Below are 13506 nucleotides of genomic sequence, written 5' to 3' on the forward strand. Positions count from 1 at the left end.
AATGTATGTTTTGTTTGAGGGTATTGACGGCGTTGGCAAGAGCACGCAGATAGAAATTTTAGCTTCTAAATTTAGTGATGCTATCGTCACAAAAGAGCCAGGTGGCACGCAGCTTGGTGAAAATTTACGTGAAATTTTACTAAGCTCAAGCATAAAAATAGGCAAAAGGGCTGAAATTTTACTCTTTTTGGCTGACAGGGCTGAGCATTTTGAAAAGCTGGTCGCTCCAAATTTGGATAAGCTCATTTTAAGCGACAGAGGCTTTATCTCTGGTATTGCCTACGCTTTGGCAAATGATGAAAACTTAGATGAAAACGTGCTTTTAAAGCTTAATAAATTTGCACTAAATGATAAATTTGCAGATAAGATAGTCTTTTTTGAAGCAAGCCATGAGCTTATAAGCTCGCGTCTAAAAGCAAGAGGCACAAGCGATAAGATCGAGGCTCGAGGGCTAGAGTATCTTTTAAAAGTGCAAAGCCTGATGAAGCAAATTCTCATCAAAAATGGCTTTGAAACGCTTTTTGTAGACGCATCTAAAAGCATAGAGCTAATTTCAAAAGAGATAGAAAATTTTATAAATTTTAAGTAAAATCACAAAAAATAAAAAGGATAATGCGATGATAACGGCACTTCGTGGCATGAAAGATATGCTTCCAGCTCGCGCAAAACTTTACGCACAGATAATCAAAACCTGCGAGGAAGTCGCAAAAAACTACGGATATGAGCAAATTTTGACCCCACACCTTGAGGAGACGGCGCTTTTTAAAAGAAGTGTCGGCGAGAGCAGTGACATCGTGGGCAAAGAGATGTATCAGTTTGAAGACAAGGGCGGTAACGACGTTTGCTTGCGTCCTGAGGGCACGGCTGGCGTGGTTAGAGCCTTTATCGAGGCAAAACTTGACAGGGCAAATGTGACAAAACGCTGCTTTTATCACGGCTCGATGTTTCGCTACGAGCGCCCACAAAAAGGCCGCTTGAGAGAGTTTCACCAGTTTGGTTGTGAGTGCTTTGGCGAGGGCAGCGTCTATGAGGATGCGAGCATTATCTTGATGGTGAGCGAAATTTTTAATAGACTAAATATAAAAACAACCCTAAAAATAAACTCACTTGGCGACGAGAGCTCGATGAAGTCTTACAAAGAAAAACTTGTCAAATTTCTAGATGAAAATGACGATAAAATTTGCGAAGACTGCAAAAGACGCAAGCTTTTAAACCCTATCCGCGTGCTTGACTGCAAGGTCGAGAGCTGTCAAGAAATTTATAAAAACGCTCCAGTTATCACTAATAGCCTAAGCAATGAGGCACAGGCTGATTTTGCAAAACTGCAAGAAATTTTAATGGCAAATGGCGTTAAATTTGAGATAGACACTAAGCTCGTTCGTGGGCTGGACTACTACTGCAAGACGGCGTTTGAGTTTATCAGCAACGAGATCGGCTCACAAAGTGCAGTCGCAGGTGGCGGCAGATACGATAGGCTGGTCGAGTACCTTGGCGGTAGAGCAAGTTATGGCGTTGGCTTTGCGATGGGCGTTGAGAGGATAATGGAAATTTTAGGTGAAGCTGGGGACGAGCGAGAGGGAGTTTATCTTTGTGCGCTTGATACGGCGAATGTTGATTTTATCTATAATCTTGGCTCAAAACTTCGTAAGAAATATCAGGTTGAAATTTCTTATGAAGCTAAAAAACTTCAAAAACATCTGCAAAATGCCGACAATAAAAATGCAAAAATTTTCCTTTGCGTGGGCGAAAATGAGATGAAAGAGAATAAAATTTGGTATAAAAATTTAGAGACCAAAGACGAAAAAACGATAAATTTAGATGAGCTTGAAAAGGAGCTGAGATGAATGATTTTGGACTTAGCATTTGGGGCAATTCAAATTTTGTGATAGAAGATGGCAAAGTCTGCATAAACGAAGCTAGCAAGCCAGCGATCATCGACATCGTAAAAGAGATAAGAGACGATGGCTACAGAGGACCGCTACTGCTTCGTTTTCCGCACCTTATCCAAAAACAGATCGAGCAGATCCACGCAAGCTTTGCAAAGGCAAAGAAAGAATTTGCCTACAAAGGCAGCTTCAACGCCGTTTTCCCGCTTAAGGTCAATCAATATCCAGGCTTTGTAAAAAACCTAGTGCGCCTTGGCAAGCCCTACAACTATGGCCTTGAGGCTGGTAGCAAGGCTGAGCTACTTCTAACTATGGCTTATAACAACGACAAAGCGCCCATAACGGTAAATGGCTTTAAAGATAAAGAGATGATAAATATAGGCTTTATTGCCGCTGAAATGGGGCATAACATCACGTTAACGATCGAGGGCTTAAACGAGCTTGAAGCGATAATCGCCATCGCAAAAGAGCGCTTTAAACCAAAACCAAAGATCGGACTTAGAGTAAGACTGCACTCGACAGGCTCAGGACTCTGGGCAAAAAGTGGAGGCATACACTCTAAATTTGGCCTAACATCAACAGAGCTTATAGAAGCCGTAAAGATGCTAAAAAAGGCAAATTTGCTTGAAAACTTCACGATGATACACTTTCACATCGGCTCTCAAATAAGCGAGATCCATCCGCTCAAAAAAGCACTCATCGAGGCTGGCAACATCTACGCTGAGCTTAGAAAAATGGGCGCAACAAATTTAAAAGCGATAAATTTGGGCGGCGGTCTAGCGATTGAATACTCGCAGTTTAAAGAGGAGAGCAGCAGAAACTACACGCTAAACGAATATGCAAACGACGTTGTTTATATGCTTAAAACCATAAGCGAGCAAAAAAAGGAGATCGAGCCAGATATTTTCATAGAGTCAGGTCGCTATATCGCCGCTTCTCACGCGCTTTTGGTCGCTCCTGTGCTTGAGCTATTTTCTCAAGAATACACCGAAGAGAAGCTAAATTTAAAGAAAAATAATCCAAATTTAATAACCGAGCTAGTTGATCTTTACAAGTCAATCAAGCCTTCAAACGCCCTAGAATACCTGCATGACGCCATCCACCACACAGAAAGCATCCTCACGCTCTTTGATCTAGGCTATGTCGATCTGCAAGATAGATCAAACGCAGAGGTGCTTTTAAGGCTCATTAGCAAAAAAGCTGTCGTGATGCTTGGCAACAAGAGCAACTCAAGCGATCTAACCAAAATTCAAAAAGAGGTTCAAGAAAGATACCTGCTAAATTTCTCGATCTTTCAAAGCTTGCCAGACTTTTGGGGACTAAAGCAAAATTTCCCTATCATGCCACTTGATAGGCTCGATGAGCGCCCTACTCTGCCAGCTTCGATCTGGGATATCACTTGCGATAGCGACGGCGAGATCAGCTATGACGACGAGAAAAACCCACTGCTTTTGCACGACGTGGATGTGGAGAAGGAGGATTATTTCTTGGGATTTTTCCTAGTTGGCGCATATCAAGAGGTGATCGGCATGAAGCACAACCTCTTTACTCATCCAACAGAAGCTACCGTGGAGATAACAAGCGATGGCTACAAGATCACAAATTTACTAGAGAGCCAGTCGATCCTTGATATCATGGAGGACATGGACTACGATATCTACGAGATCCAAGACACTCTAAATGAGCGCTTAGAGAAATCAACTCTGATAAACGAAACACAAAAGAAGCAAATTTTGGGCGAACTTTATCTATTTTTAAATGACAATAGCTACTTAAAGACAATCAACTAAAAAGGACGAAAATGCAACTAGCAAACAGAATGCAAACATTGAGCGAGTCAATCACAATCGCGATCAGCACAAAGGCCAAAGAGATGAAGGCTGCTGGCATCGACGTGATCTCACTTTCAGCTGGTGAGCCTGACTTTATGACTCCAAAAAAGATAAGAGAAACTGTAAAAAACGCACTTGATAACGATAGCAAAAGCGGCAAATACACGCCAGTACCAGGTTTGCCTGAGGTCATTGATGCCATTAGAGCAAAGCTAAAAAGAGATAACGGACTTGACTACAAAGCAAATCAAATCGTCACAAACATCGGTGCAAAACACTCACTTTTTAATGTATTTCAAGCGCTTATCAACCCAGGTGACGAGGTCATCATCCCATCTCCATACTGGGTGAGCTACCCTGAGATCGTTAAATTTTGTGGCGGCGTGCCTGTCTTTATCGAAGCAGACGAGAGCACAAATTTTAAAGTCACAGCCGAGCAGCTAAAAAAAGCGATCACACCAAAAACAAAAGTCTTTTCGCTAAATCACCCGACAAATCCAACTGGAGCTGTCTATACAAAAGAGGAGATCGCGGCATTTGGCGAGGTTTTAAAGGGCACTGACATCATCATCACAAGCGATGAAATTTATGAAAAAGTGATCTACGGCAAGAAATTTCACGCAGTAGCCTCAGTGAGCGAAGATCTTTTTAAAAGAACGGTCACGATAAATGGTCTAAGCAAGTGTGGCGCGATGCCTGGCTGGAGATTTGGCTATATCGCAAGCTCGATGGACTGGCTCATTGCTGGCATCAAAAAGCTTCAAAGTCAAAGCACAAGCAATATTAGCTCGATCGTGCAAATAGGCGCTATCCCATCACTTCTTGGCGAAACCGACGAAGACATCGAAAACATGAGAAAAGAGTATGAAAGAAGACGCGACGTAGCAGTTGAGATGATAAATGCTATCCCTGGGCTAAGCGTAGTTAAGCCTGATGGCGCGTTTTATCTATTTGTAAAATGCAAAGATGTAGATGGCGACTCACTTAGATTTTGCAAAAAGATGCTTGAAGAGGCGAACGTAGCAACCGTGCCAGGAGTTGGCTTTGGTATGGATGGATACTTTAGAATTTCTTTTGCGACAGACATCGAGAGCATAAAAAAAGCGATCGAGAGGATCGCAAATTTTGTAAAAAGCTACAAAATTTAATGATCAAATTTAGCGTAAATGGCAAAATTTTCGAGCTTGAAAACGATATAAATGTTTATGAATTTTTAGCTCAAAATGGCTATGAGCTTAAATTTATAGCCCTTGAGCGAGACGGAGAAATTTTGCCAAAAAAGCTTTGGCGTGAGCGCTTCATGAGCGAGGGCAAAGCTTATGAGATCGTCACTTTAGTTGGCGGTGGATGAGGAGAAAATGATAGAGATAGTTTTAAATGGCGCAAAATTTAAGGTGCCAGTAAAAAGCCTTAACGAGCTAAAAGAGCTTGCGCTTGGCGATAAAGAGAGTGAAATTTATAAATTTTTAGAGAAATTTAACGCAACCAAGCCAGACATTTTTATCGTTGATGGCTTTGCTATAAAAGAAGATAGCGAGCTAAAAGATGGCTCAAACGTCGTATTTATAAGGCGCGGCGTGATGCCTGAGCGTGAAGTTTTACGCGCGATGATCGCCTCACGAAACAGCCCTGAGCTAAATTTAGCCCTAAGTAAAGCCGTGATCGGCGTGGCTGGACTTGGTGGCCTTGGCTCAAATATCGCGCTAAGTCTTGCAAGAGTTGGCGTAAAAAAGCTAGTGCTTGCCGACTTTGACGTTGTTGAGCCAAGCAATCTAAACCGCCAGCAGTATTTTGTCCGCCACATCGGCTTAAAAAAGACGCAGGCGCTTAAAGAGCTGATAAATGACGTCAATCCCTTTGTCGAGGTCGAAACTCACGATATATTTTTAGATGAAAAAAACGTGGCTAGCGTCTTTGGCGAGTGTGAAATTTTATGCGAAGCCTTTGACAACGTCGCTGGCAAGGCGATGATACTAAACGAAGCTGGGGCAAGCTTAAAAGATAAAAAGATCATTGGCGCCTCTGGCATGGCAGGATACTTTAGCTCAAATCTCATAAAAACCATAAAATTTGCCAAAAATGTCTATCTTTGCGGCGACCTCACAAATGAGGCGAAGATCGGTCAAGGGCTCATGGCGCCGCGCGTCGCAGTCTGCGCAAACCACGAGGCAAATTTAGCCATTAGACTGCTTATGGGCTTGGAGGCGTAAGTGCAAAGTGATAGTTTGACCCTTGGCGGCAAGGAATTTCAAAGCCGCTTTATCCTTGGCTCTGGCAAGTACTCGCACGAGCTCATCGACTCAGCCATAAACGAGGCTGGAGCGCAAATTTTAACCCTTGCTCTTAGGCGCATAAACGAGAGCAAAGAGCGAAATATACTTGACTTTATCCCAAAAGGTGTGACGCTTTTGCCAAACACAAGTGGCGCTAGAAACGCCAAAGAGGCCGTTCGTATCGCCCAGCTTGCACGTGAGCTTGGATGCGGCGAGCTTGTTAAGATAGAGATCATCACTGACTCTAAATTTCTCTTTCCAGACAATGCTGAAACCATAAAAGCTTGTGAAGCCTTGGCAAATGACGGCTTTGTGCCAATGCCATATATGTTTCCAGATCTAAACGCCGCAAGAGCGATGCTAAGTGCAGGAGCAAGCTGCATAATGCCTCTAGCTGCGCCCATTGGCTCAAACCAAGGGCTAGTTTTTAAAGATATTATTGAAATTTTGATAAACGAGCTTGATACGCAGATCATAGTTGATGCTGGCATAGGCAGGCCATCACAAGCGTGCGAAGCGATGGAGATGGGAGCGGCTGCGATCATGGCAAACACAGCTATCGCCTCATCTAAAAATATCCCGCTCATGGCAAGAGCCTTCAAAGAGGCGATCATCGCTGGTCGCAACGCCTATCTAGCAGGGCTTGGCGCAAAAAGCAAAAGCGCAAACGCCTCATCACCGCTCACTGGATTTTTAGACTGATGAAATTTTCTAGAACCGATCACATGCAGCTGCTACCTCACATGCAGGACGTTGGCAGTGAGATCATGGATGAGATTTTAAAAGAGCGTGCTAGCTACAAGCCAGAAATTTACACAGAAGCGGACGTAAAAGCAGCTCTTAATGCAAAGCACTGCTCGCTAGAAAATCTAAAAGCCCTGCTCTCGCCTGCTGCAGCGCCATTTTTAGAGCCAATCGCCCAGCTCGCTCAGGCAAAAACAAGAGCAAATTTTGGCTCAAACATCACGCTTTTTACACCGCTTTACATAGCAAACTACTGCGATAATCTCTGCGTTTATTGCGGTTTTAATGCTAAAAACAATATAAAAAGGGCAAAGCTAAGCGACGAGGAGATTACAAGGGAGCTAAGAGAAATTTCAAAGAGTGGCTTAGAAGAAATTTTAATACTAACTGGCGAGAGCGAGACCAACTCAAGTGTCGCTTACATCGCAAACGCCTGCGTTTTGGCAAAGAAATTTTTTAAAGTCGTTGGTGTTGAAATTTACCCACTAAACTCTGAGGGCTACGCCCTGCTTCACAAAAGTGGCGCAGACTACGTGACCGTCTTTCAAGAGACCTACAATCCCACAAAATATGAGAAAATCCACCTTGGTGGCAATAAAAGAATTTTTCCATACCGCTTAAATGCGCAAGAGCGAGCGCTTCTTGGAGGTATGAGAGGAGTTGGTTTTGCAGCACTTCTTGGCATAGATGACTTTAGACTTGACGCCTTTGCTACGGCACTTCACGCAAGCTTAGTTCAAAAAAAATATCCGCACGCCGAGATCGCATTTTCATGCCCAAGACTTCGCCCTATCATCAACAACGACCGCATCAATCCGCGTGACGTGGGCGAGCGCGAGCTTTTGCAAGTGATCTGCGCTTATAGAATTTTCATGCCAACAGCTAGCATAACGATCTCAACCAGAGAAAAGGCGAAATTTCGCGACAACGCCGTAAAGATCGCCGCAAATAAGATAAGCGCTGGCGTAAAAGTAAGTATCGGCGCTCACGGTGAAGAGAAAAAGGGCGACGAGCAGTTTGAGATAAGTGACGACAGAAGCGTGGATGAGATAAAAGCAATGATAAAAGCAAACGGCTTAGAGCCCTTGATGAGCGAGTATGTCTATGTTTAAAATTCTCTGCGTGGCTGACTTTGAAAGCTATGATGGTGATGACTTTTTAAAGAGAATTCAGCTACTTTGCAAGGCTGGCGTGGATGAAATTTTGCTTCGTGCAAAGGGGTTAAGCGAAGCTCATTTTTACGATCTTGCTATGGTTGTGGCTCAAATTTGTGAAAACTACCGCAAGAAATTTATCATTAATCAATTTTTTGACGTAGCATGCAAGCTAAAGAGCGACTTTTGGCTCACTTCAGCGCAGCTTGATTTTTTTAAAAATCACGGCGTTTTTTTGGATGATTTTAGAAAAACAGCTAAAATTTACGCCCCAGCTCACGACCTAGAGCAGGCTAAAATTTCAGCTACAATCGCTGACGTACTCGTAGCTTCTCATATATTTGCCACCTCTTGCAAGGCGGGTTTAGAGCCAAAAGGGCTAAATTTTATAAGCGAGCTAAAAAGCCTTGATAAAGAAATTTATGCACTTGGCGGACTAGATAGCGGGAGCTACAAAGAGGCCATAAAAGCAGGCGCAAACGGAGTTTGTTTTATGAGCTTAGCAATGAACGGCGATATGGAGCTTATAAAAAAGATAGCAAAGAGCAAAAACGAGCAAATTTAGCTTTATTTGCATAAAATTTTACATATTATTTTATATATAAAACTACATAAAATTAAATTTACAGACTATTCTTGCTCCTCTTGCAAGAACCAAGATGAGCTTTACAACAGATCAACTTGCACGCCGTCTTGGATCTCGACATATACAGTATGCTTTGAATTTATTGTGTTACCATTGATAACTTCTTGGCGATTAAAGGTCGCTTTATAGACTTGATTTACCGCATCACCATCACTTGTGACATCTACTTTGTTATAAGTATCGCCAACGACGCTATGTTTATTATTTAGCGTGGTGATATCTGCTTTTGTGGCTTTTACAAAATCATGTGTAAGCTGTACCAGGTCTTTACTATCGCCTATAACTTTTAGCACGGTATTTACGCTCTCGCTGGCCGCACTATTGCTCGCATCTCTTGTATTTCTACTATCTACGATATCAAAGATACCATTTGGGCTAAATTTTATAGAAACAGCCTGATCTGCGCTGCCAAGTTGTACTTTTTCAAAGTTATTTATCTTTTTAACATTGTCTAAATTTGAAAAATCCACATCATCAACCACTATAAGCGTATCTACACCACCTTTGCCATCTATCGCCCTGCCCTTACTATAAACAAAAGCATCATCTAGGTTACCGCCTTTTACGTCGCCTTCTTGTTTTAGATAGATTGGGTCTCCAAAATTTGCCTCGCTATATTTGCTCGTATTTATCTCGTAAGAATTTGTAGTGCCTATCTTTTTTATAAAATCATTTTGAATGAGCGCTTCAACGTAGTTGTTACTAAAGAGGCGAGTACCACTATGTTCTGACCCCACCAAAGTATCTGATGGATATGGTCCACTAGCTGGTGCACTATTTTTTTGCATTATATACAAAGATAAATTCATCTCGCCAGTTCCGTCCATATACTCTAAATCAAATTTATAAAAGCCAGCCTTATTAAAAGTATAATCAGTGCTATACCATTGACCATTTTTGCCATATGATACCTCTGTAGATGGTTGTATAAATGTTGTTGCACTTCCAAATTTTAGCGTATTACCATTTATGGTTAGCTCTGCGTAGTTGTGTAGATCTGCTGCTCTTATAGAGTATTTTCCAGGAGCATTTACATATATCCAACCATCCATTTTCATGACAAGGTCAGAGCCAACAGGGTTTGACTCTCCAAGCGTGTAGTTGCCAGGCTTGCCTTTTAGTATGCCATTTGCAAAGCCTATATTTTCTCCCGTACCAGCAGTCGTATCTACGCCGTTTCTAAATTTCTTTGGTGCGTATGGATTAGATGCGTTATACAAGGCATCACTGCCATATCTACCCACTCTTGCTAGATCTTCTGCATGCATATTGCCTTGGTCACGTAGGGTCTTATAGTGCGTCCCAGAGGCAAACTGCACAACGTCATATGTAGTAGAGGCGCTTGGAGAGTAAATTTTGATATAGTCTTTATAGATGGATTTGCCCCCTCGCTGCGAGTAAACACCAGAGTTGTTACTGCCTACCCTAGCCGTCCAAGATGGATCTACATAGTTATAAAACCACATATCAGCATCAAGGCCGCTGTTACCGATAAATGTCACCGTGCTAACAGAGACGTTTCCTGCGGTGTCGGCATTTTTTATCATGAAATTTGCTCCGGTGCTGTTTGCTGGCAGGGCAAAATTTTCAGAGTAGCTGTGCGTATCATCAAGAGCTGAGCTTTTATGGACGGAATTTAGCAGATCATAAAGATCTACTTTGTTTATGGTGTTTTTATTTAGCGTGTTGTTGCCACTAGCATCGGTGCCAACACTGCCTGAGATATCTACGCTAGTTACATGTGAAGTTGCCGTTGGAGTGCCGATCGCATCAGGGGTGGCGTCTAGATCTACGTGAACCATCAGATCATCATCCTTTGTGTCATCACTCTTTAAAACGGTCGCTCTTATGTTTGAGTATCTCTCATCTAGCTTTATACCAAGGGCCTCAAAGTCCATATTTACACGTTTATCTGCGCCGACTGTTAGATCTATATATGTTTGCCCGCTTGGTAAAATTTTGGTATTACCATGATCATCCTCAAGTGCTAAACGAAGCTTTGTGCCAGGGTCGCGGTCCACGCCAAATACAATATTTGGCTGTTCGTCATTAGTAAGTGAGATGTTGTACTCTTTTATAGTTTTTGTCTCATCGTCAAAGTTGTTTTTCTGGATAACCTTCTCATAGTCCTCTACCCTAAGGTATTTAGCGATATTTATAGCTCCTCCATCTATCTGCGTGGCAAGCTTGACGTCATCTATGTAGCTTAAAATTCCAAAGTCAAAGAGCCTACCGCGAACGCCATCAGTTGTGGTGACCTCGTTTGGTGTAGTGATAGTGGCTCTAACAGGCGTAGAGTGATCGACCGAGATAGGGACATTTGGTATGCTAAATTTGCCATCTACTATAGGAAGTGGCGCCGAGCCGTCGCTTGGCAAGGCAGTTAGTCCATCGTCGCTTATTGTGTATTTGACCGTTGTGGTTACAGCTGGTATGGTCGGAGTTGAGATAGTGACGCTTACGTTGCTTCCTGGTTTTGCGTTGCTAGGTACGTAGATATCAAGGTCGCTTTGGGTTGAAGGTGAGCCAGAAGGGGTGGTGATGCTATCTATTAGCCCGTCTCCGTCATTATCCCTTGCAAACTGCACCTTTATGCTGTTATCTACGGTGATCTCGTCTGTGACTGGGTCTGCTTTGTTGCCAGCTTTGTCGGTAAATGTGGTCGTGAAATTTGTCGTAACGCCATAAAGTTTTGTAGTGGTCTCTATGGTGCCATTATTTACACTAATGGCTACGCCATCATCTCTTGTGGCACTATATGTGCCGGATGCGTTTTGAGAAATTTTAATGGTTATCTTATCTGTTTTGCCGTCGCTTCCTGCGATATCTATCTCAAATTTATCGCCATCTCTTGCGTCGTTTGGAATTTTCATCTTTATAGAGGTCTTCGCACCATCAGGGCTAAAGCCACTCTCTTTACTAGTTAGCACGCCGTCTTTATCGCTATCTTTTGCAAACTGCACGTGCGGAGACCTAACAGGTGCGACCGTATCGCTTGAAATTTCACTCACACTTGAAGCTTTTAAAGCTCCAGTCGTGCCGTCAATGATCGTCGTGCTTAGCTTTTTTCTGCTTGGATCAGTTGAGCTTGTAGGGTCAGTAACTGTGATCTTACCATTTTGGATAGAGATAGTCTCGCTACCTCCATCAAGCGTGGCAGTAAGTCCGTCAGGTGCGATAGTATAGGTCTTTGTGACACTTGTTGGTGTGCTAGCTGGGTCATCGACCTTTATGCGGATCTTGTCGCCAACTGCGGCGTTGTTTGGCACGTAGATATCTATAAGCGACGCCGTGCCACCACTTTTAGCTAGTTCGGCTGCATTTATAATGCCGTCTTTGTTCTCATCAAGGGTAAAAACGGCGATCGGATCGTTATTATTTGCTATAGTTACCGTATCTGTCGCACCTGGGTTGCCTGACTTGCTTATCATTTGGATATTTACATTTGTTGGCGTTGATGATGAAATTTTAACAGCGCTTGCCACGTTAAAGCCGACATTTCCGCCGCTCTCACTTGTGAGTGGATAGCTCTCGCCACTATCTTTATCCACAAGCGTGCCACTAGATGTTTTAACGAGCGTCTTTTCATGCAAAGTGCCGTCAGGATCAGTTGTAGTGAGCTTTATCTTGTCGCCTATTTTCATATTTGGTGATAAAACGATCTTCGCATCGTCGCTTGGCGTACTGCTGGCTGGATTAAAGCCATTTTCGCTAGCATCTATCACGCCGTCTCCGTTTAGGTCTTTGCCTAAAATCACCTTTGTAAAGCTAAGAGCTGGCGTAATAGTATCAACGCTCGCGGCCGCCTTTGCTGGAGCTGAACTAGCGCCATTTGCTAGTGTGATGCTGGAGCTTACATTAAACGGGGCATTTGGCGTGATAGCAACGCTTGGGATGATAAATTCTTTTTGTTCTGGATTTATTGCACTTGGTGTGATAGGCAAAATTTCGCTTGGATTGTTTTCATTTATCACGCTTGTGCCTGCAGGATCTACTTTGTAAGAAAGCGTGGTCTTTGTGCCGTTATTTACAACTTCTAGCGTCACTTTGTCGCCTGGCCTAAAGTCGTTGTTAAAAGCAACAGCCATGCTTGTGTGATTAGGATCGCCGCCTGCTTCTGCGATATTGATATAGCCATCGCCATCAAGGTCTTTTAAAAGCGCAATGCTTGGTGCTAGGATAGCTGGAGCGCTCTCTTTTTGCTCTGCCACCACTGGCGCTGCACCGCTAATAGAGCTAACCGGCATTGTTGGCTCGCTTGAGATGATAGCTGGCAGTTCTAGCGTACCGCCGTCAAACCAAACTACGTTTGAGATGTGCCCTTGCGTGTCAAAATTTGACCCATTTATGCTTGCTGCGTCGCTACCATGACTTGAACCGTGAGAGTGGTGGCTAGAGCCTTGAGCATTTTCGTCGCTACTTTTGCTACTAGACTCTTCGCTCTCGCCAAAAATCCTTCTCTTGTCCTCTTCTACCTGCGCTTCATTGCCTTGGGTGTCAAATTTTGCATTTGATAGCTCTTTTGTGATGATGATAGTTTGTGGTTCAAGTAGCGTGATAGGTGCAGCGTGGTCGAAATTTATAACGATAGTGTCGTTGCCGCTTTGCGTGATGATCTCATCGCCCAAAAATATCTCGTCGCCCTGCTTTAGCAAGATCAACTTTCCGTTTCGTTTTACAAAAACTTTTCCACTTATCTTTGCGACGACACCAACGCTTTGCATCTTTCTTCCTTTAAATTTAAAACTAAAACATCCATTTAAATTTTCACGCGATTATAGCCAAAAGTATTACAAAATAAATAAAGTGATTTTATATAAAAAATTGTCATTTTGCCGCTCTTTTTTATATTTAAAATTTATTGTAATTACCTGATATAACGCTATTTTTGCGATGATATAAAAGAGCAAATTTAAATAAATTTTAGCTGCAGGCAAATTTCTATGTCACAAAGTAAATTTTAAAACTATT

At 42.7% G+C, this 13506-nt stretch carries 10 protein-coding genes; 9 read left to right on the top strand and 1 reads right to left on the bottom strand.

The features are described from left to right. Position 1: 1 nt before the first annotated feature. Genes tmk through CVT00_RS05080 form a run of 9 tightly spaced genes read left to right on the top strand, consistent with a single transcriptional unit; the run spans position 2 to position 8454 of the window. Complete coding sequence (gene tmk, locus CVT00_RS05040) at positions 2-589, top strand: dTMP kinase (protein WP_107915296.1); 588 nt, start codon at positions 2-4, stop codon at positions 587-589. Positions 590-617: 28 nt separating this feature from the next. After that, positions 618-1844 carry a histidine--tRNA ligase gene (gene hisS, locus CVT00_RS05045; protein WP_107915298.1) on the top strand — a complete coding sequence of 409 codons (1227 nt, stop codon included), beginning with the start codon at positions 618-620 and terminating at the stop codon, positions 1842-1844. After that, positions 1841-3676, top strand: a complete 1836-nt coding sequence (speA, locus tag CVT00_RS05050) for a biosynthetic arginine decarboxylase (RefSeq protein WP_103558040.1) — start codon at positions 1841-1843, stop codon at positions 3674-3676. Before hisS ends, speA begins: the two co-directional genes overlap by 4 nt. A gap of 11 nt (positions 3677-3687) precedes the next feature. After that, positions 3688-4866 (top strand): pyridoxal phosphate-dependent aminotransferase, encoded by a 1179-nt coding sequence (locus CVT00_RS05055; RefSeq protein WP_107915300.1) that lies wholly within the window; start codon positions 3688-3690, stop codon positions 4864-4866. Then, positions 4866-5069: a sulfur carrier protein ThiS gene (gene thiS, locus CVT00_RS05060; protein ID WP_087578788.1), complete on the top strand. Its 204-nt coding sequence runs from the start codon at positions 4866-4868 to the stop codon at positions 5067-5069. Before CVT00_RS05055 ends, thiS begins: the two co-directional genes overlap by 1 nt. Positions 5070-5076: 7 nt before the next feature. Beyond that, positions 5077-5928, top strand: coding sequence for a sulfur carrier protein ThiS adenylyltransferase ThiF (gene thiF / locus CVT00_RS05065; protein ID WP_107915302.1), 852 nt, complete (start codon positions 5077-5079; stop codon positions 5926-5928). Continuing rightward, entirely contained in the window at positions 5929-6693 is a 765-nt protein-coding gene (locus CVT00_RS05070) for a thiazole synthase (protein WP_085657385.1), read from the top strand. Next, positions 6693-7847 carry a 2-iminoacetate synthase ThiH gene (gene thiH / locus CVT00_RS05075; protein ID WP_107915303.1) on the top strand — a complete coding sequence of 385 codons (1155 nt, stop codon included), beginning with the start codon at positions 6693-6695 and terminating at the stop codon, positions 7845-7847. Before CVT00_RS05070 ends, thiH begins: the two co-directional genes overlap by 1 nt. Further along, positions 7840-8454 carry a thiamine phosphate synthase gene (locus CVT00_RS05080; protein ID WP_103558034.1) on the top strand — a complete coding sequence of 205 codons (615 nt, stop codon included), beginning with the start codon at positions 7840-7842 and terminating at the stop codon, positions 8452-8454. The genes thiH and CVT00_RS05080 overlap by 8 nt, the downstream gene beginning before the upstream one ends. 101 nt (positions 8455-8555) lie before the next feature. On the opposite strand, the gene CVT00_RS05085 is transcribed toward CVT00_RS05080, so the two are convergent. Next, entirely contained in the window at positions 8556-13259 is a 4704-nt protein-coding gene (locus CVT00_RS05085; protein ID WP_107915305.1) for a hypothetical protein, read from the bottom strand. Positions 13260-13506: the final 247 nt, after the last annotated feature.

Origin of the sequence: Campylobacter concisus, assembly GCF_003048675.2 — a bacterium.
Taxonomy (GTDB): Bacteria; Campylobacterota; Campylobacteria; order Campylobacterales; family Campylobacteraceae; genus Campylobacter_A; species Campylobacter_A concisus_F.